Here is a 25,860-nt window from a genome sequence, read left to right on the forward strand (position 1 = left end):
GGGGGGGGGGGGGGGCCCGCGCCGCCGCCCCCCCCCCCCCCCACCCCGGGGGGCGCCGGCCCGCGCCACGGCGTCCGCGCCCGTACCGACAGCGGTGCCCGCCACGCGTGGGCGTGGCGGGCACCGGGGTAGCGCCGCGCACCCCTGGAGGAGGGCGGCGCCGACGGCGGACCGCGCCCCGAGGAGGGGCGCTACCGGCGGGGTGTCAGCAGCCGAGCAGGCGTGCGCCCAGGTAGGACTGGATCTGGTCCAGGGAGACACGCTCCTGCTGCATGGTGTCGCGCTCGCGGACGGTCACCGCGTTGTCGTCCAGGGTGTCGAAGTCGACGGTGACGCAGAACGGCGTGCCGATCTCGTCCTGGCGACGGTAGCGGCGGCCGATGGCGCCGGCGTCGTCGAACTCGATGTTCCAGTTCCGCCGCAGGTCGGCGGCCAGGCCCTTGGCCTTCGGGGAGAGCTGCGGGTTGCGCGACAGCGGCAGCACCGCGACCTTGACCGGCGCCAGTCGCGGGTCGAGCCGCATGACGGTGCGCTTCTCCAGCTTGCCCTTGGCGTTGGGCGCCTCGTCCTCGATGTAGGCGTCGAGCATGAACGCGAGCATGGCGCGGTTCACGCCGGCGGCCGGCTCGATGACGTACGGGGTCCAGCGCTCGCCGGCTTCCTGGTCGAAGTACGACAGGTCCTGGCCGGACGCCTTCGAGTGGGCCTTCAGGTCGTAGTCCGTACGGTTGGCCACGCCCTCCAGCTCGGAGAACTCGGTGCCGCCGAAGTTGAACCGGTACTCGATGTCAGCGGTGCGCTTGGAGTAGTGGGAGAGCTTCTCCGCCGGGTGCTCGAACCACCGGATGTTCTCCTCGCGGATACCGAGGTCGGTGTACCAGTTCCAGCGCTGCTCCATCCAGTACTCCTGCCACTGCTCGTCCTCGCCCGGCTTGACGAAGAACTCCATCTCCATCTGCTCGAATTCGCGCGTGCGGAAGATGAAGTTTCCGGGCGTGATCTCGTTGCGGAAGGACTTGCCGAGCTGGGCGATACCGAACGGCGGCTTCTTGCGCGAAGTCTGCTGCACGGAGGCGAAGTTGGTGAAGATGCCCTGCGCGGTCTCGGGGCGCAGGTAGGCCAGGGAGCCGGCGTCCTGGGTGGGGCCGAGGTGCGTGGAGAGCAGGCCCGAGAAGAGCTTGGGCTCGGTGAAGGCGCCCTTGTTGCCGCAGTGCGGGCAGTTGATGTCGGCGAGGCCGTTCGGCGGGAGCTGACCGTGCTTCGCCTCGTACGCCTCCTCCAGGTGGTCGGCGCGGTAGCGCTTGTGACAGGAGGTGCACTCGGTGAGCGGGTCGGTGAAGGTGGAGACGTGGCCGGACGCCTCCCACACCTCGCGAGCGAGGATCACGGACGAGTCGAGACCGACGACGTCGTCGCGCGAGGTGACCATCGAGCGCCACCACTGGCGCTTGATGTTCTCCTTCAGCTCCACGCCGAGCGGTCCGTAGTCCCAGGCGGCGCGCTGACCGCCGTAAATCTCGCTGCACGGATAGACGAAGCCACGGCGCTTGCTCAGGCTGACGATGGTGTCGATCTTGTCGGCGGCCACGGTGCTCTCTTCATTACGACGACGAAGCGGTCAGTGTGGGGTCCGCCGGGTACTCGCCCGCGCGCCCCAGCGAAAGCCCCAGATTACCGGCGGCGACACCCCTGGGATCAAATCGGTTCCGGGTATGACAGCCTTCAACCAGCCTTGTTGACAATCGTTTCCAGTTTAGTTGAAAATGACTGTCATGAACGCACGACGACGCCTCCTCACCACCACCGCGATAGCCAGCGCCACCGCACTCGCGGTGGTCACGCTCTCCGCCTGTTCCGGCGACTCCGGGAAGGACGGAAAGCCGCAGGTCGTGGCGTCGTTCTATCCGATGGAGTTCCTGGCCAAGCAGATCATCGGCGACGCCGACATCCGCGTCGACACCCTCACCAAGCCCGGCGTCGAGCCGCATGACCTGGAGCTCAAGCCCCGCCAGGTGGGCGAGCTGAGCGAGGCCGACGTCGTCGTCTACCTCAAGGGCCTCCAGCCCGCCGTCGACGAGGCGATCGGCCAGTCCGACGCCAAGCACACGGTGGACGCCGCCGAACTGACCTCGCTGGAGAAGCACGGCGACGACGGACACGACCACGGCGGCGAGGGGGACCACGAGCACGCCGAGGACGAGCACGGCCACGACCACGGCGGCGAGGCCGGCGACCCGCACGTCTGGCTCGATCCCACCAAGTACGCCGACGTGGCCAAGGGCCTGAACAAGCAGCTCGGGCAGGCGTACCCCGACCACCGGGCCGCCTTCCAGAAGAACACCGACGCGCTGGTCACCAAGCTCACCGCGCTCGACAGGGACTTCGCCGCCGGCCTGAAGAACCGTGCCACCGACACCTTCATCACCACCCACGCGGCCTTCGGCTACCTCGCCGAGCGCTACGGGCTGGACCAGGAGGGCATCTCCGGCATCTCCCCCGAGGCCGAGGCCAGCCCGGCCCGGATCAGGCAGATCCAGGAGATCGCGAAGAAGGAGAAGGTGAGCACGGTCTTCTTCGAGACGCTGGCCAGCAACAAGGGGGCGAAGACCGTCGCCGAGGACACCGGCCTCAAGACCGGCGTGCTCGACCCCGTCGAGGGCATCGGCGACAAGTCCCCCGGCAAGGACTACTTCGAGGTCATGCGCGCCAACCTGGCCGCCCTCCAGCAGGCGCTGGGCGCGCGGTGAGCGCCCCCGCCCGCCGTCCCGCCGCCCCGGTCGACTCCCGCCGCCCCACCGGTGCCATGATCGCTGCCGGCGCCCCGACCGGCAGGGGCCCCGTACCCCGTACGCCCCACTAGCCCCCCGCGACGCCGCGCCACCCGCGCTCCGTACGCGTCCCGGCCCACCCGACGCGCGACAGCGACAGCGAGCGGTCTCGGTGGCGGGGGAGGCCAGAGCGGCGCGAGCGGCGGCGGGCGACGACAGTAACGACGGCCGCCAGCGGCGGACCAACAGACCCGGTCGGCAGACCGACAGAACCGTAGGACCAGCGAACGATGGTGGAGGCAGGCGTGGCGAGCGAGCGGAGCGAGGGGCCGGCCGGGGACATACCCGGCGCGGCCCGGAAGCCCACGACGGAGGCGGCGGGGTCGGCGGAGACGGCGACCGCGCCGGACGCGGGGGCCAAGGCGGCCGCGCCACCCGGGGCGGCGGACGGCCGCGAGCCCGCGGCGAGCGCCCCCTCCCCCGTCGGGCACCCGGCCGCCGCACCCGGACCGACGACGCCCGAACCGGCGGCCTCCACACCGGTGACGCCCGAGCCGGCCGCACCCGCGGGCGGGGGCGTGGCCGACGGAGCCCAGGCGGCGTCCCGCGCGACGCGCGTGGCCGGCGCGGAGCCGTCGGGGCCGGTCCTCACCGTGCGCGGGGCGCGCGCCTCGCTCGGCTCGCGACCGGTCCTGCGCGGTGTGGACCTCACGGTCCAGCGCGGCGAGGTGGTCGCGCTGCTCGGCGCCAACGGTTCGGGCAAGTCCACGATGGTGCGCGCCCTCGTCGGTCAGGTGCCGCTCACGGGTGGCGAACTGGAGCTGTTCGGCATCCCGCGACGCCGCTTCCGGCAGTGGGCGCGGGTGGGGTACATGCCGCAGCGCACCACGGCGGCCAGTGGCGTTCCGGCCACCGTGCGCGAGGTGGTCTCCTCCGGTCGGCTGGCCCGCACGAAGCTGCGCTGGCCGGGCCGGGCGGACCGGGCGGCCGTGGACCGCGCGCTGGAGCTGGTCGGCATGGCCGACCGGGCCAGGGACTCGGTCAACGCGCTCTCCGGCGGCCAGCACCAGCGGGTGCTGATCGCCCGCGCGCTGGCCGGCGAACCCGAATTGTTGATCATGGACGAGCCGATGGCCGGCGTCGACCTGGACAGCCAGCGGGTCCTGGCGGACGCGCTGCGCCAGCAGGTCGCCCGGGGCACCACGGTGCTCCTGGTCCTGCACGAGCTGGGGCCCCTTGAGCCGCTGATCGACCGGGCCGTGGTGTTGCGCGACGGCTGTGTGGTGCACGACGGGCCGCCGCCGCAGGCCGTCGGCCAGCACGCCCTGCCCGGCCACGACCACATCCACCCGCACGCCGCGGACGCCGCGGAACCGATCCGGACGGGGCTGTTGATCTGATGGACATGCTCGACTACGCCTTCATGCAGCGGGCGCTGCTCGCCGCCGTCCTGGTCGGCGTCACCGCCCCGGCGGTCGGCATCTACCTCGTCCAGCGCCGCCAGGCGATCATGGGCGACGGCATCGGCCACGTCGCGCTGACCGGCGTCGCGCTCGGCTTCCTGACCGGCAACAACCCGGTGTGGACGGCGGTGGCCGTGGCCTCGCTCGGCGCGGTGCTGATGGAGCTGATCCGCTGGTACGGCAAGGCCCGCGGCGATCTCGCGCTGGCGATGCTGTTCTACGGCGGCATGGCGGGCGGCGTCCTGCTGATCAACATGTCGGACACCGGCTCCAACGCGAACCTCACCTCGTATCTGTTCGGCTCGATCACGACGGTCTCCGAAGGGGACGTACGCACCATCTGCGCGCTGGCCGCCTTCGTGATGCTGATCACAGTGGGTCTGCGGCGTCAGCTCTTCGCCATCTGCCAGGACGAGGAGTTCGCCCGCGTGACCGGACTTCCGGTCCGGTTCCTGAATCTGCTGCTCGCCGTCACGGCGGCGGTGACCGTGACCGTGGCCATGCGCGTGGTGGGGCTGCTGTTGGTGAGCGCCCTGATGGTGGTCCCGGTGGCGGCGGCGCAGCAGGCGACGCGCAGTTTCGGGATGACCATGGCCCTCTCGGTCACCATCGGCGTCCTGGTGACGCTGTCGGGCACGAGCTACTCGTACTACGAGGACGTACCGCCGGGCGCGAGCATCGTGGTCCTGGCCATCCTCGTCTTCGCCGTGATCACCGCGCTCGCGGCGCCGTTGACCCGACGACGGGCGCGGCAGGCGGCGCTGGAAGCGGAACGGTGCGCTCTGGAGACCCCGGCCCACCGCGTATCGGCGGGTGGCGAGGCGAGGGTGTGACAAGTGGGGGCGGGAAGGCGCCGCTGTGCCGGTCACCTCACCTGGCAGACTGGCACAATGTCCAGCCGGATGCCGGACAGGCGACGAGCAGGCAACTGAGGAGGAAGCTGTGGCGACCGCGGGTCCCCCAGTACGCGGCCGGGCTACCAGGCAGCGGGCCGCGGTGGCGGCGGCGCTGGACGAGGTGGACGAGTTCCGCAGTGCGCAGGAGCTCCACGACATGCTCAAGCACCGCGGCGACTCCGTCGGCCTGACGACGGTCTACCGCACGCTCCAGTCCCTCGCCGACGCCGGCGAGGTGGACGTGTTGCGTACGGACGAGGGGGAGTCCGTCTACCGGCGGTGCAGCACCGACGACCATCACCACCACCTCGTCTGCCGCTCGTGTGGCAAGGCCGTCGAGGTCGAGGGCCCGGCCGTGGAGAAGTGGGCGGACTCGATCGCCACGGAGCACGGTTTCGTGGACGTGGCGCACACGATCGAGATCTTCGGCACCTGCGGCGAGTGCGCGGCGGCCAGGGCCTGACCCGTCCGTCACCAGGGCGCGGAGCCGACCGGCGACACCGCCCCGCCCGCACTCCGGTTCCGGCCGCCGCGTCCCACCCCGTACCCCACGCGGCGGCCCGCACCGCGGCGGCCCCGACCCGACATCGCGTTCTCCTGACGTCACCTCACCCGACGTCAGCTCCCGCCTGACAGCGCTGGCCTGACGCCCGTGGCCTGACACTCCTGACCTGGCATCCCCGCCCTGGCATCGCGCCTTGGCCTCTCGTGACCGACGCCCCCTCACCCCACGCCACCCTCCTCCGACGTCAGCCTCCCCCGACGCCAGTCCGCCGTCCGGCCCCGGCCCGCGCCCCACCCGGCCCACCACGTGTCGCGGCGTGGGTGGTGCACGGGGCTCGTACGGCGGTGGTGAGCGCGAGTCCGACCAGGAGTTGGACCACCGCGAGGCCGAGCAACAGGACGAGTGGCACCGTCCACGAGCCGGTGGCGGAGTGCGCCAGGCCGATGCCGAGGGGGCCGACCGAGGCGAGGAGGTAGCCGGTGCTCTGGGCGAAGGTCGAGAGCGCGGCGGCCTCCTCCGCACTGTGGCCGCTGGCGCCGATAATCGCCAGGACCAGCGGGAAGGCCCCGAGCCCGATACCGATGAGGACGGCCCACAGGGTGGGCAGCGCCAGCGGCGCGTACAGCAGGCCCAGGTAGCCGGCCATCAGGGACGCCCCGACCAGGGTGAACGCCAGCCGCAGGCGCGGGCCGCCGCGCGTGAGCGGCAGCAGGGCGAACGTCGAGGGAACGCCGACGAGCAACGCCACACCCAGCGTGAACCCGGCCCGGTCGGCGCTCATCCCGTGGTCGGTCAGGAGGGTGGGCAGCCAGCCGATGACGACGTAGGCGCTCAGCGACTGGAGCGCGAAGAACGCGGTGACCAGCAGCCCGAACCCGCTTCGGCCAACGCGCCAGGCGGAGGCCGACGCGTGGTCGGCGGCCGGCGCCGGGGCCCGCCGGGAACCCGGCCGCAGCGCCCACAGGGCGAGGGCCGTCAGGGCGGGTACGCCCCACACGGCCAGGCCCAGCGTCGGTCGGCCCGCGAGGTCGGCGACGGGGACGGCGGCAGCGGCGGCCACGGCCGAACCGAGGGCCATCGTGGTGGTGTAGACGCCGGTCAACAGGGCGACACGGGTGGGAAAGTGCGCCCTGACCACGGCCGGCAGCAGGACGTTGCACACGGCGAGGCCGGCCGTGCCCAGCAGCGTGCCGGCCAGCAGGGCCACGGTGTGCGGCAGCGCGCGCAGGGCCAGCCCGGCACTGAGCGCGCCCAGGGCCAGCAGGACGGCGGGCTCGGTACCCACCCGGCGGGCCAGCATGGCGCTGGTGGCGCCCACGGCCGCGAAGCACAGCGTGGGCACGGTCGGCACGAGCGAGGCGACGAGCGGCCCGAAGCCCAGCTGCGCCCGCACCTGTTCCAGCAACGCGGCCGACGAACTGACCGCCAGCCGCAGGTTGAACGCGATCAGCACGACACCGACCACGGTCAGCCAGGCCGCGCCGGGGCGGGAGCGGCCCGGCGGGGCGGAAGCGACAGTGGGGGTGGCTGCGGCGCCGGGGACGGTAGCGGGACGGGTGTCGGAAGTGGTGGCGGAAGGGGTCTGGCGGGTGCGGGGAAGGCGCGGCATAAGAGGAAACGTAAAACGTCTGACCTTTTACGTCCAACCTTTACCGCTAAGCTGACGGTCCTCGCACACCTCCTCTCCGCCCCTCCCTCGTCAGGAAGGACCGCCGTGGCCCTGCCCTCCGTACGCCGCTCGGTACTGGTCGACGACGTCATCCAGCGACTGCGCACCGAGATCACCTCCGGCAGGTGGCCGGTGGGCGGTCGCATCCCGACCGAGTCGGCGCTCATGGAACAACTGGGCATCGCGCGCGGCACCCTGCGCGAGGCCACCCGCGCCCTCATCCACGCGGGCCTGCTCCAGGCGCGGCAGGGCGACGGCACCTACGTGCGGGCCACCAGCGAACTGGCCGGCGCCGTAGGGCGGCTCGACAGCGAACTGGGCGACGTCCTCGAAGTACGCGAGGCCCTGGACGCGCAGGCGGCCCGGCTGGCCGCCGAGCGCGTCACGCCGGAGGGGCTCGCCGCGCTGGACGCCCTGTTGGCCGAGCGGGCCGACGCCTGGCGGCGCCGCGACCGCGACGCCTGGGTGCGCGCCGACGACGCGTTCCACCAGGCCGTCGCCGTGGCCAGCGGCAACGCGCTGCTGGCCGACCTGTACGCGGCGCTCGGCCCGACCCTGCGCCGTTCGACGGCCGCCCAGTGGGACGAGCGGGGGTTCCACGGCGCGGACCACCGGGGGCACGAGGAACTGGTGGACGCCCTGCGCACGGGCGACGCCACCAGCGCCACGCGCAGCGCCACCGCGAACCTCGGCGCCACGCGCGACTGGCACCACGGCGCCCCCGCCCCCGCCCCCGCGCCGGACACCGCAGACTGAGCCCACACGGACCGAGCCCACGCGAACGGCCCCGCGCCCGGACGCGGGGCGGGCACGGCTGGAGGGCTTGGTAAGCCGGGGCGAGCCGGGAGGTCGCGTACGTCGGAAAGCCGGACCGAGCCGGGCCGGGCCGGACCGCGTACGCCGCACGCGCCCCGGCCCGGGCCGAGGTCACCGGGAGACGCCGCGCGACCCGAGCCATGGAGGGCACCCGGGCCACCCGAGCCGCCAGGAGACCCGCGGCACGCACGCGGCCGAAGGCTTCGCGGCGCCCGGGTCGGGCGCGAGGCGGCGGGTCGGCCCGGGGCGGGGCCGACCCGGACGGGTCAGGGCCGCGGTTCGTCGCTCGGCGCGGCGGGCTCGGACAGGTTCGGGATCGCGCCGCCGAAACGGCGGTCGCGCTGGGCGAACTCCAGGCACGCGCGCCACAGGTCACGCCGGTCGAAGTCCGGCCACAGCACGTCCTGGAAGACCATTTCCGCGTACGCGCTCTGCCAGATCAGGTAGTTGGACGTCCGCTGCTCGCCGGACGGGCGCACGAAGAGGTCCACATCCGGCATGTCCGGGTAGTAGAGGTACTTAGCGAACGTCTTCTCCGTGACCTTCGACGGGTCGAGCCGCCCCGCCGCGACATCGGCGGCCAGCGCGGCAGCCGCGTCCGCGATCTCCGCCCGGCCGCCGTAGTTCAGGCAGAAGTACATCGTCATGGCGTCGTTGTCCTTGGTCTGCTCCTGCGCGACTTGGAGCTCCTTGGCCACCGACTTCCACAGCTTGGGCATCCGGCCCGCCCACCGCACGCGGATGCCCAGCTCGTCCATCTCGTCCCGCCGGCGCCGGATGACCTCGCGGTTGAAGTTCATCAGGAAGCGCACCTCGTCGGGCGAACGCTTCCAGTTCTCGGTGGAGAAGGCGTACAGGGACAGGTTCTTGACGCCCATCTCCAGGCATCCCTTGAGGACGTCGAGCACCACGCCCTCGCCGACCTTGTGGCCCTCGGTGCGCGGCAGCCCACGGTCCTTGGCCCAGCGGCCGTTGCCGTCCATGACGATCGCCACGTGCTTGGGCACCAGTTCGCCGGGGATCTTCGGGGGGCGCGCACCGGACGGATGTGGGTCCGGAGCCCGGTACTCGCGTCGTGCCCGGCCCATGAAACCGCGTCGTGCCATGCCTGCCACGTCTCCCACAATCTCGCTCGTGCGGCGCCTGCGCGCCGTCAGCCTCGCTCGTACGGCGTCCGTCGTACGCCGCAGCCTTCTTCCGCGCCGACCCGCGCGGCGTGCGCCACGCCGCGCGACCGGCGCCCCGCCCCGGCGTGGGGCGCACGCCCCCACGTACCGGAACTCACTTCTCCACGTACCGGAGCGAGCGCAGTCCCCGCTCCAGGTGCCAGTGCAGGTACGCCGCGACCAGGCCGCTGCCCTCCCGCACGTGGCGTGCCTCGCACGCGTCGGCGGTCACCCAGTCGCCCGTCAGCAGCGCGCCGAGAAGCGCCAGCGACTCCGCAGAGGGTACGACGCTGCCGGGCACGCGGCACTCCGCGCAGACCACGCCGCCCGCGCCGACCGAGAAGAACCGGTTCGGCCCGGGCATGCCGCACTTGGCGCAGTCCCCGAAGCTGGGCGCGTACCCGTTGACGGCGAGCGAGCGCAGAAGGAACGCGTCGAGCACCAGATGGGGCTCGTGCTCGCCGGCCGCCAGCGTGCGCAGGCCGCCCACGAGCAGCAGGTACTGCTGGACGGCGGGCTCGCCCTCGTGGTCGGTGAAGCGTTCGGCGGTCTCCAGCATCGCGGTGCCGGCGGTGTACCGCGCGTAGTCGGTGACGATGGCGCCACCGTACGGGGCGATGGTCTCGCTCTGCGTACACAGCGGGAGCCCGCGGCCGATGAGTTCGCTGCCGCGCGCGAAGAACTGCACGTCCACATGGGAGAACGGTTCCAGGCGCGCCCCGAACTTCGACTTCGTCCGCCGCACCCCTCGGGCCACCGCCCGCACCCGGCCGTGGCCCCGGGTCAGCAGCGTGATGATCCGGTCCGCCTCTCCCAGCTTCTGGGTGCGCAGCACGATGCCGTCGTCGCGGAACAGACTCATACGCTCATTGTCCCGTACGCGCCGGGCCCACCGATCCGGGGTCCGACGGGCCGCGCCTCCACGCCGGTCGGCGGGCCGCGCCGGTGGCGACCGCTACGGCCGGACGACCAGGTCACCGGGGTCGGTGTTGGCCCCGCACAGCACCACGCAGACCCGCTCCCCCGGCGCGGGCTCATAGGCCCGACTGTGGAGGGCGGCGTACGCGGCGGCGGCGGCGTTCTCCACCACGATCCGGTACTCCTCCCACAGCGCCCGGCGCGCGGCGGTGATCGCCTCGTCCGGTACGAGCAGCGTCGGGGCGCCGGTCGTTTGGGCCCAGTGCAGCGCGGCGGGAGTGACGAGGCGGGCACCGAGCGCGTCGGCCGCGATCGAGTCCACGCCCACCTCGACGGGCTCGCCCACGGCGAGCGCGGTGTGCAGGGTCGGGCAGCCGGCCGGCTCGACGGCGACGGCCCGCACGCCGCGCGCGTGCGCGGCGGCGGCGACCCCCGCGAACAGCCCGCCGCCACCGCAGGCGACGATCACCGTGTCCAGCTCCGGCCTGGCCTGGTAGATCTCCTCGAACACGGTGCCGGCCCCCGCCGCCACCAACGGGTTGTCGTACGCGTGCGAGAGCAGCGCCCCGGTGGTGGCCGCGTGCTCACGCGAGGCCGCCAGCGCCTGGTCGTACTCCGTACCGACCAGTCGCGTGTCCGCCCCCAGCGCCCGAATGCGGTCCACCTTGACGGCGGGCGAGGTGGTCGGCGTGAACACGGTGGCCGGTACGCCGTGCCGCGCGGCGGCCCAGGCGTTGGCCAGGCCCGCGTTGCCGCCGGAGGCGATGACGACGCCAGCGGCGGGCATGGTCCCCGCCGCGACGTGCGCGGCGACGAAGTTGGCCGCCCCGCGCGCCTTGAAACTCCCGGTGTGCTGGAGGTACTCGAGGGCGAACCACAGGTCGTCGTCCGCCCGCGCGAGAGCCACGGTACGGGTGTGTCCGGCGATCCGCGCGGCGGCGGCCTCGATGTCGTCGTACGTCACGATCTCCGTCACGGGCGCTCCAACGCGTCGAAGGGGCCGGCGTCCGCGGCGCCGGCCGACCCCGCCCGAGGGGCGCTGGCGCCGGCCGGTGTCGGTTCGCCGGCGATCGGCTGATGCGGATGCGGATGCCGACAGTCGGCAGTTTATGGGCATGCGGCGTATCGCTGGCGGTGAGTGGTTCGCGGGCGGCTGGCGGGTGCCTGGCGAGGGATGCCGCGTCGCCCACGAACTCCGCTTCCGCCTGGCCGTGGTGCCGCCACGCCCTGGCGGGAGGCCGGCACGTCGTGGCGGGACATCGGTATGTGGAACGGGCCGGCACGTGAAACGTGGGCCGATACGGGGGAATCAGCCCGGATCGTTCTCGTCGCATCCGTGCTTTTGGTGGGGAGCGCGGGGTCCGGTCGACGCCACGGGACATTCCCGGAGAACAGGAAGCATTGCTCGCGCCCGCCCGGGCGGGGCCGTGGGCTGGTTTATTCGGCTTTGTTCGGCACCGTCCTTTCGTGCCTTGTCGCGCCCTTCATGCGGCTGCGGCAATTCCTCGGGCTGCGATTGCGGGCCGGACCGTGATCTTGGGCCGGACCTGTGACGCGGGGCCGGGCCGTGGTCTTGGCGGGTGCCGAACGCGTGCCGGGGGCGGAGTCGTGTCGAATGACGGCCTCGCGCGAGGTAGCGCCGTCGCGTGTCGGGTGGCGGCGCGGACGCCGAGTGGCGCGGGGGGCGGCTTGGCGCGGCGGCCTGGGCTGCTGGTCCGGGCTCGCGGCCGAGGTGGTGGCCCGGTGTCGGGCGCCGACACCCTCGCGGGGTTGTCGACACGTACCGCTCCTGGCCGACATGCCGCGCCACCGGGCCAAGCCCCGCATGCGCGCCACTCCCGATCGCCCACGACGTCGAGGAAGTCAGCGCGAACAGGCGACGACTCCGCCTCCCCCGTCGGACCTGACCCGGGCCGAATCCGCCCCCGGTGCGACGGACAAGCCGAGCCGACCGCGCGTTCCTCGCGCCCACGACATTCTCAACGCATTCCCGTTCCGGGGCGCCGCCCGACAGACACGGGCGCACGAACCCGGACTCGCGGACGCGAGCTGACGGACACGGCCCCCGGTCACGAACCCGCTGGCGAACCTGGACCGGCGACGGGAGCGCAACGGGCGGACGAGCGGGGATGTTTCCCGCGCGCGACGCATCGACGAAGCGCGTGACACGCGAGCACGTACCGGTCATGTCGGCGTGCTACAGAAACCCTCCATGGTCAGATTCGTACACAAGCAGCGGGCGTACGCCGGGGTGATGGCGGCCTCGGCGGCAGGCACGGCAGCGCTGGGCCACCTCGTCACGGGGTCGCCGGACATGCCGAACGGAAAGGTGGCGGCCGTCGTGATCGGCGCCGTCGCACTGTGGGTCCTGCTCCTCCGGGTGGAGCCGCGACGGTGGTCGGACGTGGCGGCGTTCGAGGGGGCGGCGACGCTCGCCGACCCGGACGGCGTGCTGGCCGGGCACACCGCATCACTGACAGAACTGCGCCGCCTCTACGCCGGAATGCTGGCGTTCTGGGTCGTCTTCGGCACGGCATTGGCCGCTTTCGAACCGCTGACCGCGTTCCTCATCCTGCTGCTGTCCCCGGCCCCCCTGCTACGCGCCGAACGGGCCGCCCGCTGGGAGCGACAGCACGGCGTACTCCTCTGGCAGGGCCACGTGGACCAGGAGCACCAACCGAGGGGCGGTCACGGCCAGGCCCCCCTGTTCACCTCGCCTCACCACACCAGGCCCCACCCGACGCCCGAAGCGAGCCGCAGGGCATCGGACGCGCCTGACGCCTGACCGAGGACGCGCGCCCCCTCCCGCTCCCCCGCTCTTCCTCGGCTGGCCCCGCTGTCGCCTCGGCCACCAGTGTCACTTTGGCTACCCCAGGCACTCCAATCATCTTGGTCATCCCAGTCATCAACAGCCCCGGAACTACCTCTCACCCCACAACGGAACCGATTGGTACCATCCGAGTTATCGGGGGCGTCACCCGCGCCCTGGACGAGGGGACTTCGCGATGAGCCGCTTTGCCCATCTGGCCTACACCGACAGCGTCCTGCGCGTGCAGCGGGAGGAGGGCAGCGCGTCCGCCGCCGCCCGCGCGCTGGCCCACGGCGACGCGCCCGACCTCATCGGGGCGTCCGAGGCCGCGTTCATCGCCGAGCGGGACGGCTTCTACCTCGGCTCGGTCAGCGAGACGGGGTGGCCGTACGTGCAGTTCCGAGGCGGCCCGCCCGGCTTCCTGCACGTCCTGGACGAACGGACCCTGGGTTACGCGGATGTGCGCGGCAACCGGCAGTACATCTCCACCGGCAACGTACGGGCCGACGGGCGCGTCGCCCTCTTCCTGATGGACTACACGCGGCCCGCCCGACTCAAGATCTTCGGGCGCGCCGAGATCAGAGCGTTGGACGAACATCCGGACCTGGCCGAGCGCCTTGGCGGGACCCGCACCGACGGACGGGTGGAGCGGCTGGTCACGATCCGGGTCGAGGGGTTCAACTGGAACTGCCCCCAGCACATCACCCCACGGTTCACCCAGGCCGAACTGGCCGGCGCCCTACCGGCGGTACGCGCCCACATCGCCAAGGTGGAGGCCGAGAACGCACACCTACGCTCAGCCCGCTCCGAACTGACCCTGCAACGCACCACCCTGGAAACGGCCAACGCCGCCCTGGCCAGCGAAGTAGCGACCCTCCGTGCCCAACTGGCGACCAGGGACTGAGCCGGCCGCCCTTCTCTTCCCCCCGCCGGCCACCCGCCGCCGGCGGCCCTCACGTCAGGAGGCGCCGTGCGACCTCTCGGGCCCGCATCGCCGGTTCGCCGGTGCGCTCGTGCATCGCCGTGACCGTCGCCCCGTCCATCAGGAGGACGAACTGCTGGGCCAGCTCCGCGTGCCGCTCGTGACCAGCCGCCTTGATCAACCGCTCGACGTACCCGGTGACCCGACGCTTGTGCGCCTCGGCCAACCGGTACACCTCACCGGTCGGGTCGGCCGTCTCCGCCATCGCGTTGATGAACGCACAACCGTGGAAACCCCTGCTTCGCGACCGGTCGGCCAGCGCGTCGAACACGGCCAGCGGCCCGCCCCCGTGCTCCGCGACGGCGCCTTCCAACCACGCCAACCAGTGCTCGCCCCGACGTCGCAGCACGGCCGCGACCAGGGCGTCCTTGCCGACGAAATGCCGGTAGAACGACGCACGCCCCACACCGGAGGCCGCCAGCAACCGCTCCACCCCGACCGCCTGGATTCCCTCGGCGTAGAACAGGTCCTCGGCGGTCTCCAGCAGGCGGTCACGGGCACGCGTGGGCATGCGGCCACGGTAGCCGACCCCTCCCCGGCCCGCGCCAACCCGACCCCGACCCCGCCCCTCCCAGGCCACGGGCCGACCGTTCCCAGCCATCCCCACGCCACACGCCGCACCCGGCGCCCTCCTCTCGTTCGTCCGCACCGCGCCACATTCCGACCGGCCGACCCCGTCAGCTACCCGGGCCACCCCGACTGTCCGACCGCCCCACCCAGACCAGCCCGCCCAGCCACTCCGACCGCTCGACCAACCCCACCGCCTCGCCGCCCCAACCGCTTCGGCCAGACCACCCCGGGCCCCGCCCGTCACCCCGCCCGCCCGTCAGCCGACGCGAACGCTCCTGACACACCGGCCGCCCCCTGCCGTTCACGGAGTCGCCCTCTCGCGAGGCGGGCCCTGCCCGCGCGGCTCGCGCGGGCCTATCCCGCCGTCCCCGTCCGGGCCGGTGACACCAGCCCCGACTCGTAGGCGGCGATCACCAGTTGCGCTCGGTCGCGGGCCATGAGCTTGCCCATGATGCGGCTGACGTGGGTCTTGGCCGTCAGCGGGCTCAGCCCCAGGGCCTCCGCTATCTCCGCGTTGTTCAGACCCCGGCCCACGAGGGTGAGGACCTGCCGTTCGCGGTCGGAGAGCGCGACCAGGCTGTCGGGGGCCGCGGGGGCCGGTGAGGGAGTGGTGGGGAGGCGTAGGACGCGGGCGATCAGTCGGGCCGTGGGGCCGGGCGACAGGAGCGCGTCACCCGCCGCCACGGTGCGGATGGCGTCCAGCAGTTCGGCCGGCTTGGTGTCCTTGACCAGGAACCCGGAGGCGCCCGCGCGCAGCGCGTCCACGATGTACTCGTCGGTGTCGTACGTGGTGAGCACCAGCACCTTCACATCGGAGAGCCCCGCGTCCGCCGCGATACGTCGGGTCGCCTCGATGCCGTCCAGCTCCGGCATGCGGATGTCCATCACCACGAGGTCGACTTCGACCGTACGCGCCAGCTCCAGCGCTTCCCTACCGTTCCCGGCCTGCCCGACCACCTCCATGTCCCGGGCCGACTCGACGAGCATCGCGAACGCGGCCCGCACCAGCGTCTGGTCGTCGGCGAGCAACACGCGAATGGGTCGCGATGCGTTCACGACGCGTCCTCCCTTGTCTCTTCCTCGACGCCGACCGTTCCGGCCGACTCTCCTGCCCCGGCTCCGGCACCCGCCCCGGCTCCGCTCCCCGCTCGCGGTCTCGCCCGCACCGCCGTCTCGTCCCCCGCCGTCGCCCTCACACCCGCGGCCGTCCCCCTGGCGCTCTTCCAGCCGAAGGCCGTGGACTCGGCGCGGGGAGCGGCCGGCCCGCCACGCGGTGGGCCGGCCAGCGGCAGGACCGCGCGCACGACGAATCCCGGGGCGTCCGCGCGCCAGCCGGCCGTCACCGAACCCCCCACGCTGCGCGCTCGCTCGCGCATCCCGGCGATACCGAACCCCTCGGCCCCACCGGCACCAGCCGCGCCGGCGCCGGGTCCCCCCGGAGCGACCCCACCTCCACCGGCGCCGCTGGCACCGGCCGCGACCGCCCCGGCCTGGCCCGTCCCCCGCCCCACGGGTGGTCCGTCGTCGGTCACCGTGACGCTCAACGCCTCTCCCTCCGCCCACGGATGGGGCACCTGGCACACCGTGGCCACCGTGCGCACCTCGGAACCGGCGTGCCGCACCGCGTTGGTCAGTGCCTCCTGAACGATGCGGTAGGCAGCGGCCCCCACCGCCGGGGGTATCGCGGACGCGGCGCTGGGGGTGAGCGCGAACTCCAGCGTGACGCGGGCCCCGGCGGCCTCGGCGGAGCGCGCCAGGTCCGGCAGGCCCGCCAGGCCCGGCGGCGGACGGGTCGCGTCCGTCGCCGGCTCCGCCTCCCCCGCGCGCAACACCCGCAGGGTGGTCCGTAGTTCGGCGCGTGCGTCCCGGCAGGTGTCCGCTATCGAGTCCAGCGCCTTGGAGACCGCGTCCCGGTCGAGCCGCTCCGGATCGGCGACCAGCACATGGGCCGCGACCGAGGTCTGCACGCCGATCAGCGTGATGCTGTGGGCCAGCAGATCGTGCAGGTCACGAGCGATCCGCAGGCGCTCTTCGGCGACGCGGCGCGCGGCTTCCTCCTCGCGGGTGCGCTCGGCGCGCTCGGCCCGCTCGACGATGGCGGCCACGTAGTTGCGGTGTGTCCTGATCGCTATGCCGATCACCACCACGGCCAGCAGCCATCCGGAGCTACGCAGCATCTCCGGCAGAGCCTGGTGGTCCGGCGAGTTGCCCATCACCACCGCCATGACGCCCACTATCGCGGTGACCGCCACCAGGGACCTGGTCGCCGGCGCGCCGACCGCCAGTGCGTACAGCGCGACCAGGCCCGCGGGCACCGTGGCGAAGTGGTTGTAGTCCAACGAGTGGTACGGGCCGACGGCCAGCACGACCACGACCGTGGTGGTCGTCGGAGCGGTCCTGCGCGACACCAGCGCGAGGGCGCTGACGACGAGCAGCGCCCACCCGACGGCGTCCGGCTGGCTGCCGTCGTCGCGCACGCTCACCGCGAGGGCGCTCTGCACCACCAGGACCGCCAGCGCGAGCGTCACGTCCCGCGCCGTGGGCCGGGCCACCGGCGCGGCACGGGCACGTCGGCCGCCACGCAGGGCTGCGGTGAATTCGGTCATCTGCACGGTCCCATCGTGCGGTACGAGCTCGACTTTGGCTCTGGCCCGTCCATCCCTGTGGATAACTCCCCGCTCCACCGCACCCGTCGGCACCCCACACGTCGTCCGCGTATTCCGGATGTGCCGGGTACGGAGGCGGGCGAGGCGCCGCTGACCAGCGGCTTCGCAGCGCGCCGGGCAGGTGGTGGGAAGGCCCGGCGGGCGGGCGAGCCGGCCAGTCAGATCATCGGCCCGCGGGTTCGGCCGTGCGCTCCGGCGCCCCGGCCGGGCCGGCCGCCTCGGCGTCCCGCGCCGGTACCGACTGGCGACGGAACAGCTTCCCCGGCCACCAGATCCACCGGTCGAGCAGCAGGCTGGCCGAGGTGACCAGGTAGGTGCGGACCAGGAAGGTGTCCAGAAGGACGCCGACCGCGATGATGAAGCCGAGCTCCAGCATCATCGCCATCGGCATGGTGCCCAGGACCGCGAAGGTGGCCGCCAGCACCAGGCCCGCGGAAGCGATCACACCGCCCGTGGTGTGCAGCGCTGTCAGGGCGGCCTGCGGTGTGCTCGCGCCCTTGACCGCCTCCTCCCGCATCCGGTGCATGAGGAAGATGCCGTAGTCGACGCCCAGGGCGACCAGGAAGACGAAGGTGATCAGCGGGAGCCCGGGGTCGATGCCCTTCAGGTCGAAGACGGGCTCGAAGAACAGCCCGCCGAGTCCGGTCGCCGCGCCCCAGACCGCGACCACGGCGACCACCAGCATCACCGAGGCGACCAGGCTGCGCAGCAGGGCGATCAGGATCAGCAGCACCGCGAGCATCACCAGCGGGATGACCACCTCGCGGTCGTCCGCGTTGGTCTTCTCCAGGTCGATCTGTTCCGCGCTGGCGCCGCCGACCAGGGCGTCGCTCCCGTCGATGGCGGCGAGTTCGGACCGCAGTCCCTTGATGGCGCGGGCCTCGCCGGGCGACTCGGGGGCGTCCTTGGCGAACGCGCTGATCTCCGTCCAGCCCGCCCCGCTGCGGCCACGCTCGGCCCTGACGATCCCCTCCTGGTCCCGCGTCGCGTCGAGCACGGCGCCCACGTGATCGGTGCGGGTCATGACGGTGATCGGCTGACTGCCCTGCTCGGGGTACGCCTTGGCCAGTGTGCGCAGGGCGGAGACGGACTCGGGCTTGTTGGTGAACGTGTCCTCCTGCTTGAGGTCGCCGGGCGCGTTCAGCGTGCCGAGGGCGAGCGCACCGAGCAGCGCCAGGCCGCCCACCAGGAAGGTGACGGGGCGCCGGCTGACCGAACCGCCCATGGCCGCGAACACGTTGCGTCGCTTGGCGAGCGTGCTCCCGTACGCGGGGATCAGCGGCCAGAACACCCGACGCCCGAGCAGCACCAGGATGGCGGGCAGCAGCGTCATCATCGCGGCCAGTGCGCAGACGACCCCCGCCGCACCGACCGGCCCCAGCCCCTTGCTGCTGCTCAGGTCGGCGGCGAGCAGGCACATCAGGCCCACGGCCACCGTGCCGGAGGAGGCGAGCACGGCGGCGCCGCAGCCGCGCACGGCCGCCACCATCGCGTCGTAGGGGCGCGGGTAGCGGCGCAGCTCCTCCCGGTATCTGGCCGTGAGCAGCAGGGCGTAGTCCGTGCCGGCGCCGAAGACCAGGACCGTCATCACGGCCGAGCTCATGCCGGTGATGGTCACGTCGAACGCCTGCGAGAGCCCGTAGACCACGGCCATCGCGGTCACCGTGGCGGCGCCGACGACGATCAGCGGCACCAGCCACAGGAAGGGGCTGCGGTAGGTGAGGATCAGCAGCAGGGCGACGACGCCGGCGGTCGCGAACATCAGCGTGCCGTCGACGGTCTCGAAGACCTTGTTGGCGTCGGCGCCGAGGCCGCCGGAGCCGCCGACCTCCACGCTCAGCCCCTCGGGGTGGTCGTCGAGGGCCTCGCGGATGTCGTCAACCGCCTTGTTCTGGTCCTCCTCGTCGGGCATGCCGCTGAGCGACACCCCGTACATCACCGTGGTGCCGTCCTTGGAGTCCACCGCTCTGGGTTGCTGGCCGCCGCTGAACTCGTACGCGTCGGCCAGCTCGGCTATGTGCTGGCCGGCGCTGGCGCGGTCAGCCGCGGTCAGCCCGCTCTCGCGGTGGTAGACGAGGATGAGGTCGGTGGTGTCGCCGCCGGGCAGGCTCTCCTGGAGTTCGGCCACCCGGGTCGAATCGGCGCTTGCCGGCAGGTAGTTGACGGCCGTGTCGTCCTGGACGCCGCTGAGCTTGCTCGCGAACGGCATGGCCACCGCGATGACGACGATCCACAGGGCGACCAGGGCCCAGGGCACCCCTCGCCGCTGGCGTCTGCTCGCGGCGGGGCCGGGCGGGCCGTGCTCCCCCACCGAGCCACCGCCCGAGGCCGCCGCCGGCCCGGCGCCGCCTTCCCGGGCACCGCCCTCGCCGGACACCGCGTCCGCTCCCCCGCTACCCGAGCCCGGCGCGTCCCCCGCGAACCCGCTGCCCCCGGTGGTCCGTGTGACCGCCATGCGGGCCTCCCCTCCTGTGCCTGGTGTGCTGACCCCTTCAGGCTTTCGTGGAGAGAGCGGACAGTCGTCGGTACGGGGACGGAGATGAGCGGTACTTCGTCGGGGGGCCGCACTGCGGCGTTACTCCCTGGGGAGTACGCCCGGCAGCGCCTCCGTCGCGTAGGCGTACGGCGTACGGCGGATGCGACGGGCTCGGCGGGCCGGCGCTCCGATCCGCCGACAGACGCCCCACCCCGCGTACGACCGACACGGAGCGAGCGGGTTCGCGCGGGCCGGGCCCCACCCCCGCGCGGGGCGACGCCGCCCGGTCGGCGCACGACGTACCCAGCCGACACGGCGAGACCGGACCCGCGCGGGCCCACCACCGCGCGACGCCACCACACGGCCACCACCGCGGCGGCGCGAGCGGCACCGCGCGGCGCGAGCGCGCCAAGGGGCGAAAGCTTCCTGCGCGAGCGTGTGGGTGGGGTGGGTCAGGACGCGGCGTGCGAGGCGGCGAGCAGCAGGCGCGTGGTGTCCTCGGGGTCCAGCGACAGGGCGCGGCCCACGGTCTCCAGGACCGCGCGCTCGGCCGGGCAGTACGCGCCGTCGGCCAGTGCGATGCGGGCGCCCTGGAGGAGGATGCTCTCGCGGCCGGCGGGGGCCAGGTGCGGCGCCAACGGCTCCAGGGCCTCGTGCAGTTCGATGGCCAGGGCCGTGCTGGGGTCGCCCAGCCCGAAGGTGTGGGCGTCCTCGTCGCCGCAGCCGACGCCGGGCAGCCGTCCGGTGTCGGCGACCAACGCCGCGATCAGCGCCAGCAACTGGTCCTCGTCGCAGTCCGCGAACCCCGCGGCGCGCACCGCGCCCACGGCCGCCTGGCGCACCGGGCGGGCCTCGGTGCCGCCGGCGGCGAGGACGGCCAGCGCGACCGTGTGCACGGCGTCGCGAAGCATCGCGGAAAGCCGGGTGGTGGTGGGGTGGTTGAGGGCTTCGGTGCCGAAGTGGGCGTGGCAGGCCGAGCAGGCGACGACCGGTGCCACGGTGCCGCGTGGCACTAGGGGCAGACCGAGGACGACGACTCTGCGGCGTCCCGTGCGGCGGCGGTAGTTGCGATCACCTCCGCAGGCGGTGCAGAAGAACTCGCCGTCGCCGACCGTGCGCCAACTCGTGCGGACGCCGATGACGCACAGGCTCCGTTCGCGTGGCTCTCGCGCGTACATCGCGTGGCACCTCCCTGACGCTTCGCATCGCTCCATCGCGCTGCCTCATCACGCCTCTGCGTATTCGTTATGCATCTGAGAGCAGAGCCGCCGCCTTGACGTGATGTTAGCCACATCCGAGACGCGGCGTCAGTACCCCGTGCGGAGACAACTGTGGCGTCCGCCGGGGGGAGTACGCGCGGGCGGGCGCCCGTCTCCGGGCCGCTGCCTGCCGAAACGGCGGGCGGGGCGGGGGCGGGGGACCGCGTCGGAGGGCGGTGGGGTGACCGAAAGAAGCGGAAAAGAAAACCGGAGCGGACCCAGGGGAGCGGGAGACGAACAGCGGAGGAACACGAGCGAAGCGGGCGGGACCGTGCTCGGTCCCGCCCGCGAGGGCACGGCGCGGGGTCAGCGCGCGGCGCGGTTGACGGCCGAGACGACCGCCTTCAGCGAGGCGCGCGTGGTGTTGGCGTCGATGCCGATGCCCCACAGCACCTTGTCGTCGATGGCGCACTCGATGTACGAGGCGGCCTGCGCGCTCGCGCCCTCGCTCATCGTGTGCTCCTGGTAGTCGAGCAGTCGTACGTCGATGCCGATGGCCTGCAGCGCCTGGAAGAACGCGGAGATGGGGCCGTTGCCCGCGCCGCTCAGCACGGTCGGCTCGCCGTCCACGACCGCCTCGACGGCCAGCGTGTCCGTGCCGTCCTTGTCGGTCGTGGTCTGGCCGTTGCGCAGCTGGACGCGGCCCCAGGGCTGGTGGCCGGAACCGGGCTGGGTGGGCAGGTACTCGTCCTGGAAGACGGCCCAGATCTGGTCCGGGGTGACCTCGCCGCCCTCGGCGTCGGTCTTGTTCTGGATGATCTTGGAGAACTCGATCTGCATCCGGCGCGGCAGGTCCAGCTTGTGGTCGTTCTTCAGGACGTAGGCCACGCCGCCCTTGCCGGACTGGGAGTTGACGCGGATGACCGCCTCGTAGGACCGCCCCACGTCCTTGGGGTCGATGGGCAGGTAGGGCACCGCCCAGGTGAGGGCGTCCACCGACACGCCCCGCTCGGCGGCCTCGGTCTCCATGGCCTCGAAGCCCTTCTTGATGGCGTCCTGGTGGGAGCCGGAGAAGGCGGTGTAGACCAGGTCGCCCGCGTAGGGGTGGCGCGGGTGGACCTCCATCTGGTTGCAGTACTCGGCGGTCCGGCGTACCTCGTCGATCTGCGAGAAGTCGATCTGCGGGTCCACGCCCTGGCTGAACAGGTTCATGCCGAGGGTGACCAGGTCCACGTTGCCGGTGCGCTCGCCCTGGCCGAACAGACAGCCCTCGACGCGGTCCGCGCCGGCCATGACCGCCAGTTCGGCGGCGGCGACGGCGGTGCCACGGTCGTTGTGCGGGTGGGTGGACAGGCAGACGAACTCGCGGCGGGAGAGGTTGCGGCTCATCCACTCGAAGCGGTCGGCGTGTGTGCTCGGTGTGGAGCGCTCGACGGTGGCGGGCAGGTTGAGGATGATCTCGCGGCCCGGCTCGGGCTGCCAGACGTCCATCACGCCCTCGCAGACCTCCAGCGCGAAGTCCAGTTCGGTGTCGGTGAAGATCTCCGGGCTGTACTGGTAGCCGAAGGTCGTCTCGGGGCCCAGGATCTTCTCGGCGTACTCCACGACCAGCCGGGTGCCGTCCACGGCGATCTGCTTGACCTGCTCCCGGCTGCCCCGGAAGACCACCCGGCGGAAGACCGGCGCGGTCGCGTTGTACAGGTGGACCGTGGCGCGGTGGGCGCCGCGCAGCGACTCGACGGTGCGCTCGATCAGTTCCTCACGGCCCTGGGTGAGGACGGAGATCGTCACGTCCTCGGGGATCGCGCCCTCCTCGATGATGGAGCGCACGAAGTCGAAGTCGGTCTGGCCCGAGGAGGGGAAGCCGACCTCGATCTCCTTGTATCCCATGCGGACCAGCAGGTCGAACATCTCGCGCTTGCGGGCCGGCGACATGGGGTCGATCAGGGCCTGGTTGCCGTCCCGCAGGTCCGTGGACAGCCAGCGGGGGGCGCTGGTGATGCGCCGCTCGGGCCAGGTCCGGTCGGGGATGGACACCGCCTCGTACGCGCCGTAGCGGTGGGCGGGCATGCCCGAGGGGCGCTGGGTGAGCGTCGCGGCCGTCTGCGGTGTGGGGCGGCCGACCGCCTGCGCGGCGGAGCGTGAGGCGTTGGCGGGTTCGACGTTGTCAGAGGCGTTCGATGCGTTCGACATGGTGCGTGGGCTCCTCGTATCCGCTGGGACCGGCCGACGGGGCGGGTGGCGCGCGACGCCGAATCTCCGCGGGGAGGGGGTCGGCCTACGACTACAGGCCCTCGCCGCGGCAGCTAAGGAGAAGAAGCAGCCCAAAACGCATGATGCGGAGCAGCGTAACCGAGCCGTGGGGGAATGCCGCATCCCGTATCACTATGCGGGACGGGGTTCTGTCACGCGCCCGACGGGGTCAACCACTCAATTTCGGTAATCGGGCCGCCACGCCATGACAGCACCGGCGGCTGGTGCGACATTGCCACCATGGACGACTCACGCACCCGCAACCGCCCGCCCGCCGCCGGCTCGGCCTCCCCGCCCCACCCCGCTCCCGCACCCGGCGTCTTCTGCACCATCGTGCCCCCGCACGTCCTGGACCGACTGGCGCGGGCGGACGACCCCGCCCTCCACGAGCCGGCCCGGCGCACCCTGGAGCGGGACGCGTTGCAGCGCACCAGGCGGCGGATCACCACCGTGCGCGGCATCCGCTCCACCGCCGCCGACCGCGAGCCCGCGGACACGCCGCGCCGGACCATCTACGACGCCGGCAACCGGGAGGAGCTGCCCGGTGAGAAGGTCCGTGGCGAGGGCGAGGAGCCGGGCCAGGACGCGAGCGTCAACCGCGCCTACGCGGGCCTGGGTGCCACCTTCGACCTGTACCTGAAGGTGTACGGGCGCCGTTCCATCGACGGCAGCGGCCTGCCGCTGGACGCCACCGTGCACTACGGCCAGGACTACGGCAACGCGTTCTGGGACGGCGAGCGCATGGTCTTCGGCGACGGCGACGGCGAGGTCTTCCGGGACTTCACCCTGCCGCTGGACGTCATCGGCCACGAGCTCACCCACGGCGTCACGCAGTACACGGCCAACCTGGAGTACTTCAGCCAGCCGGGCGCGCTCAACGAGTCGGTCTCCGACGTGTTCGGCGTACTGATCAAGCAGTACGCCCTGGGGCAGAGCGCCGACCAGGCCGACTGGCTGATCGGGGCGGAGCTGCTGACCGACCGGGTGACCGGGCAGGCGCTGCGGTCGATGAAGGCCCCGGGCACCGCGTACGACGACGACGTGCTGGGCAAGGACCCGCAGCCCGCGACGATGGACGACTACGTCGACACCAGCGACGACAACGGCGGCGTGCACATCAACTCGGGCATCCCCAACCACGCGTTCTACCTGGCGGCCACCGACCTCGGCGGCTACGCGTGGGAGCGGGCCGGGCAGATCTGGTACGACGTGCTCACCGGTGGCGACCTCGCGGCGGACGCCTCGTTCACCGACTTCGCGCGGCTGACGCTGGCGGCGGCCGAGAGCAGGTTCGGTGACGGCGACGAACAGCGGGCGCTGCGCAAGGCGTGGTCCCGTGTGGGCGTGCAGGCGAGCTGAACCGCCGCTCCAAGCCGTGCCCGGGCCGGTGGCGCCGGCTCGGGCACGCCCCGCACGGGTAGCGGGCCGCGCCGTCGGCCCGGTAGAGAGGGACCATGCGCATCACCGTCACCAGAACCGGCGGCTTCGCCGGCATCACGCGCCGCGCGCGACTGGACAGCGCCGGCCGACCCGACGCCGACCGCCTGGAGGAGCTGGCCCGTGCGGCGCTGAGCGAGGGAGCCGACGCCCGACCGACGGGCGTACCCGACGGCTTCCAGTACGGCATCGAGGTGGACGGGACCACGGTCTACTGCGCCGATCCACGGCTGAGCCGGGCGCAGCGCGAACTGATCACCACGGTGCTGCGGGAAGGGGCGTAGCCGACGGGGCGGGCTGGCTGGGCGGGGGCGGAAACCCAGTGGCCGGGGTTGCGGGGTGTTGCTTGGATCGCCGCATGACCACCTCTCACCACGCCACGCTGGCCCGTCTGGAGCGGTACTACGACGCGGTGTTACGCCCCGTCGCGCGGACCGAGGACGTCGGGCCGCTCACCCTGTTCGTACGGGAGGGGGCGGGTCCGCCGCTGTTCGCCCGGCCGACACTCGGGCACGCCGGGCGCGTGGCGGCCCACGACGTGGCGCGGGCCCGCGAGCGGCAGCGCGAACTCGGCGTTCCGGAGCACTTCGAGTGGGTGGCCGAGACCGCGCCCACGCTGCGCGCCGCGATGGAACGGGACGGCCTCGCGGTGCGGGAGCACCCGCTGCTCGTGCTGGAGCCGGGCGCCCTGTTGCCGGTCGTCCGCCACCGGCCCGACGGCGTCACCGTCCGCATGGTCGCCCCGGCCGATCCGGCGCTGCCCAGCGCGCTGACCGTGCCGCACCTGGCGTTCGCCGAGCCCGGCACCCGGGTCGGCGCCACGGGCCTGGTGGAGTTGGCGGCGGCGCTGCCCCGGCACGGGACGCCCAGTGCGGTGCGGGCGGTCGCCGAGGGGATCAGGGCCGGGCGGACCGCCGTCGCCGCGGCCGTGGACGACGCGAGCGGCCTCGCGCTCTGTGCCGCCCAGCGTCATCTGGCCGGTGACAGCAGCGAGATCGTCGGCGTGGGCACGCTGCCGGCCGCGCGCCGGCGCGGACTGGCGCTCGCGGTGACCGCCGCGCTGGCCGCCGACGCCCGTACCCGTGGCGTGCGGACCGTCTTCCTCGCCGCCGAGGACCCGGACGTGGCCCGGCTGTACGGGCAGATCGGCTTCGTCCGAGCGGGCACGGCGATGCTCGCGGGCCCAGCGACGTAGCGGGCCTGGCGACCGGGGCCGGGCGGGCGGGGGCTGCCGGGGGTGGCTGCCCAGGTCGGTGGCGACCCCGAG

The 25,860-nt window shown here is 73.0% G+C and carries 21 protein-coding genes; 10 read left to right on the forward strand and 11 right to left on the reverse strand.

Annotation, left to right across the window (positions count from 1 at the left end; translation table 11 throughout):
• Nucleotides 1-205 precede the first annotated feature (205 nt).
• Complete coding sequence (locus ACFVFR_RS14545; RefSeq protein ID WP_383701183.1) at nt 206-1,588, reverse strand: glycine--tRNA ligase; 1,383 nt, start codon at nt 1,586-1,588, stop codon at nt 206-208.
• Between the two features lie 184 nt (nt 1,589-1,772).
• Here ACFVFR_RS14545 and ACFVFR_RS14550 point away from each other — a divergent pair, with 184 nt between their 5' ends.
• The 4 genes from ACFVFR_RS14550 (at nt 1,773) to ACFVFR_RS14565 (ending at nt 5,590) form a co-directional block, all read left to right on the forward strand.
• The gene (locus tag ACFVFR_RS14550; RefSeq protein ID WP_383701185.1) at nt 1,773-2,747 is read left to right on the forward strand and encodes a metal ABC transporter substrate-binding protein; all 975 of its coding nucleotides are present in this window, start codon (nt 1,773-1,775) and stop codon (nt 2,745-2,747) included.
• Between the two features lie 638 nt (nt 2,748-3,385).
• A complete protein-coding gene (locus tag ACFVFR_RS14555; protein WP_383701364.1) occupies nt 3,386-4,168 on the forward strand; it encodes a metal ABC transporter ATP-binding protein in 783 nt (260 codons plus the stop codon).
• The gene (locus tag ACFVFR_RS14560) at nt 4,168-5,064 is read left to right on the forward strand and encodes a metal ABC transporter permease (RefSeq protein WP_383701187.1); all 897 of its coding nucleotides are present in this window, start codon (nt 4,168-4,170) and stop codon (nt 5,062-5,064) included. Before ACFVFR_RS14555 ends, ACFVFR_RS14560 begins: the two co-directional genes overlap by 1 nt.
• Nucleotides 5,065-5,173: 109 nt before the next feature.
• The gene (locus tag ACFVFR_RS14565) at nt 5,174-5,590 is read left to right on the forward strand and encodes a Fur family transcriptional regulator (protein WP_383701189.1); all 417 of its coding nucleotides are present in this window, start codon (nt 5,174-5,176) and stop codon (nt 5,588-5,590) included.
• A gap of 286 nt (nt 5,591-5,876) precedes the next feature.
• Here ACFVFR_RS14565 and ACFVFR_RS14570 read toward each other — a convergent pair whose 3' ends face one another.
• Nucleotides 5,877-7,241 (reverse strand): MFS transporter, encoded by a 1,365-nt coding sequence (locus ACFVFR_RS14570; protein WP_383701191.1) that lies wholly within the window; start codon nt 7,239-7,241, stop codon nt 5,877-5,879.
• Between the two features lie 105 nt (nt 7,242-7,346).
• On the opposite strand from ACFVFR_RS14570, the gene ACFVFR_RS14575 reads away from it, so the two are divergent.
• A complete protein-coding gene (locus ACFVFR_RS14575; protein ID WP_383701193.1) occupies nt 7,347-8,057 on the forward strand; it encodes a FadR/GntR family transcriptional regulator in 711 nt (236 codons plus the stop codon).
• A gap of 326 nt (nt 8,058-8,383) precedes the next feature.
• Here ACFVFR_RS14575 and ACFVFR_RS14580 read toward each other — a convergent pair whose 3' ends face one another.
• From ACFVFR_RS14580 to ACFVFR_RS14590, 3 genes are all read right to left on the reverse strand, one after another.
• Nucleotides 8,384-9,223, reverse strand: a complete 840-nt coding sequence (locus ACFVFR_RS14580) for an isoprenyl transferase (RefSeq protein ID WP_383701195.1) — start codon at nt 9,221-9,223, stop codon at nt 8,384-8,386.
• Nucleotides 9,224-9,398: 175 nt separating this feature from the next.
• A complete protein-coding gene (recO, locus tag ACFVFR_RS14585; RefSeq protein WP_383701197.1) occupies nt 9,399-10,145 on the reverse strand; it encodes a DNA repair protein RecO in 747 nt (248 codons plus the stop codon).
• A 93-nt stretch (nt 10,146-10,238) separates the two neighbouring features.
• Nucleotides 10,239-11,168 (reverse strand): serine/threonine dehydratase, encoded by a 930-nt coding sequence (locus ACFVFR_RS14590; protein ID WP_383701367.1) that lies wholly within the window; start codon nt 11,166-11,168, stop codon nt 10,239-10,241.
• 1,245 nt (nt 11,169-12,413) lie between these two features.
• On the opposite strand from ACFVFR_RS14590, the gene ACFVFR_RS14595 reads away from it, so the two are divergent.
• The gene (locus tag ACFVFR_RS14595; protein ID WP_383701199.1) at nt 12,414-12,986 is read left to right on the forward strand and encodes a hypothetical protein; all 573 of its coding nucleotides are present in this window, start codon (nt 12,414-12,416) and stop codon (nt 12,984-12,986) included.
• A 220-nt stretch (nt 12,987-13,206) separates the two neighbouring features.
• A complete protein-coding gene (locus ACFVFR_RS14600; RefSeq protein ID WP_383701202.1) occupies nt 13,207-13,914 on the forward strand; it encodes a pyridoxamine 5'-phosphate oxidase family protein in 708 nt (235 codons plus the stop codon).
• Between the two features lie 49 nt (nt 13,915-13,963).
• Here the strand turns inward: ACFVFR_RS14600 and ACFVFR_RS14605 are convergent, their stop codons facing one another.
• The 6 genes from ACFVFR_RS14605 to leuA form a co-directional block, all read right to left on the reverse strand.
• The gene (locus ACFVFR_RS14605) at nt 13,964-14,503 is read right to left on the reverse strand and encodes a TetR/AcrR family transcriptional regulator (RefSeq protein ID WP_383701204.1); all 540 of its coding nucleotides are present in this window, start codon (nt 14,501-14,503) and stop codon (nt 13,964-13,966) included.
• 413 nt (nt 14,504-14,916) lie between these two features.
• On the reverse strand, nt 14,917-15,618 hold the full coding sequence (locus ACFVFR_RS14610; RefSeq protein ID WP_383701206.1) for a response regulator: 702 nt from the start codon (nt 15,616-15,618) through the stop codon (nt 14,917-14,919).
• Nucleotides 15,615-17,168, reverse strand: coding sequence for a sensor histidine kinase (locus ACFVFR_RS14615; protein ID WP_383701370.1), 1,554 nt, complete (start codon nt 17,166-17,168; stop codon nt 15,615-15,617). Before ACFVFR_RS14615 ends, ACFVFR_RS14610 begins: the two co-directional genes overlap by 4 nt.
• A 223-nt stretch (nt 17,169-17,391) precedes the next feature.
• Entirely contained in the window at nt 17,392-19,437 is a 2,046-nt protein-coding gene (locus tag ACFVFR_RS14620; protein ID WP_383701373.1) for an MMPL family transporter, read from the reverse strand.
• A gap of 719 nt (nt 19,438-20,156) precedes the next feature.
• Complete coding sequence (locus ACFVFR_RS14625) at nt 20,157-20,882, reverse strand: TerB family tellurite resistance protein (RefSeq protein WP_383701208.1); 726 nt, start codon at nt 20,880-20,882, stop codon at nt 20,157-20,159.
• Nucleotides 20,883-21,269: 387 nt separating this feature from the next.
• Nucleotides 21,270-23,096: a 2-isopropylmalate synthase gene (gene leuA, locus ACFVFR_RS14630; protein WP_383701210.1), complete on the reverse strand. Its 1,827-nt coding sequence runs from the start codon at nt 23,094-23,096 to the stop codon at nt 21,270-21,272.
• Nucleotides 23,097-23,396: 300 nt separating this feature from the next.
• Between leuA and ACFVFR_RS14635 the strand changes: the two genes are divergently transcribed.
• The 3 genes from ACFVFR_RS14635 to ACFVFR_RS14645 all read left to right on the forward strand — a co-directional run bounded on the left by ACFVFR_RS14635 (nt 23,397) and on the right by ACFVFR_RS14645 (nt 25,788).
• Nucleotides 23,397-24,515 carry a M4 family metallopeptidase gene (locus ACFVFR_RS14635; RefSeq protein ID WP_383701212.1) on the forward strand — a complete coding sequence of 373 codons (1,119 nt, stop codon included), beginning with the start codon at nt 23,397-23,399 and terminating at the stop codon, nt 24,513-24,515.
• A gap of 95 nt (nt 24,516-24,610) precedes the next feature.
• On the forward strand, nt 24,611-24,877 hold the full coding sequence (locus ACFVFR_RS14640; protein ID WP_383701214.1) for a protealysin inhibitor emfourin: 267 nt from the start codon (nt 24,611-24,613) through the stop codon (nt 24,875-24,877).
• A gap of 74 nt (nt 24,878-24,951) precedes the next feature.
• Nucleotides 24,952-25,788 carry a GNAT family N-acetyltransferase gene (locus ACFVFR_RS14645; protein WP_383701216.1) on the forward strand — a complete coding sequence of 279 codons (837 nt, stop codon included), beginning with the start codon at nt 24,952-24,954 and terminating at the stop codon, nt 25,786-25,788.
• The last annotated feature ends 72 nt before the right edge of the window (nt 25,789-25,860 follow it).

The sequence above is a fragment of the Streptomyces sp. NPDC057702 genome (assembly GCF_042799315.1).
Lineage (GTDB): Bacteria > Actinomycetota > Actinomycetes > Streptomycetales > Streptomycetaceae > Streptomyces.

Coding starts and splice junctions, on each gene's coding strand:
- ACFVFR_RS14615 (WP_383701370.1), bottom strand. CDS start 17,168: ATGACCGAATTCACCGCAGCCCTGCGTGGCGGCCGACGTGCCCGTGCC.
- leuA (WP_383701210.1), bottom strand. CDS start 23,096: ATGTCGAACGCATCGAACGCCTCTGACAACGTCGAACCCGCCAACGCC.
- ACFVFR_RS14640 (WP_383701214.1), top strand. CDS start 24,611: ATGCGCATCACCGTCACCAGAACCGGCGGCTTCGCCGGCATCACGCGC.
- ACFVFR_RS14600 (WP_383701202.1), top strand. CDS start 13,207: ATGAGCCGCTTTGCCCATCTGGCCTACACCGACAGCGTCCTGCGCGTG.
- ACFVFR_RS14625 (WP_383701208.1), bottom strand. CDS start 20,882: ATGTACGCGCGAGAGCCACGCGAACGGAGCCTGTGCGTCATCGGCGTC.
- ACFVFR_RS14595 (WP_383701199.1), top strand. CDS start 12,414: ATGGTCAGATTCGTACACAAGCAGCGGGCGTACGCCGGGGTGATGGCG.
- recO (WP_383701197.1), bottom strand. CDS start 10,145: ATGAGTCTGTTCCGCGACGACGGCATCGTGCTGCGCACCCAGAAGCTG.
- ACFVFR_RS14580 (WP_383701195.1), bottom strand. CDS start 9,223: ATGGCACGACGCGGTTTCATGGGCCGGGCACGACGCGAGTACCGGGCT.
- ACFVFR_RS14645 (WP_383701216.1), top strand. CDS start 24,952: ATGACCACCTCTCACCACGCCACGCTGGCCCGTCTGGAGCGGTACTAC.
- ACFVFR_RS14605 (WP_383701204.1), bottom strand. CDS start 14,503: ATGCCCACGCGTGCCCGTGACCGCCTGCTGGAGACCGCCGAGGACCTG.
- ACFVFR_RS14635 (WP_383701212.1), top strand. CDS start 23,397: ATGGACGACTCACGCACCCGCAACCGCCCGCCCGCCGCCGGCTCGGCC.
- ACFVFR_RS14570 (WP_383701191.1), bottom strand. CDS start 7,241: ATGCCGCGCCTTCCCCGCACCCGCCAGACCCCTTCCGCCACCACTTCC.
- ACFVFR_RS14550 (WP_383701185.1), top strand. CDS start 1,773: ATGAACGCACGACGACGCCTCCTCACCACCACCGCGATAGCCAGCGCC.
- ACFVFR_RS14620 (WP_383701373.1), bottom strand. CDS start 19,437: ATGCCGTTCGCGAGCAAGCTCAGCGGCGTCCAGGACGACACGGCCGTC.
- ACFVFR_RS14560 (WP_383701187.1), top strand. CDS start 4,168: ATGGACATGCTCGACTACGCCTTCATGCAGCGGGCGCTGCTCGCCGCC.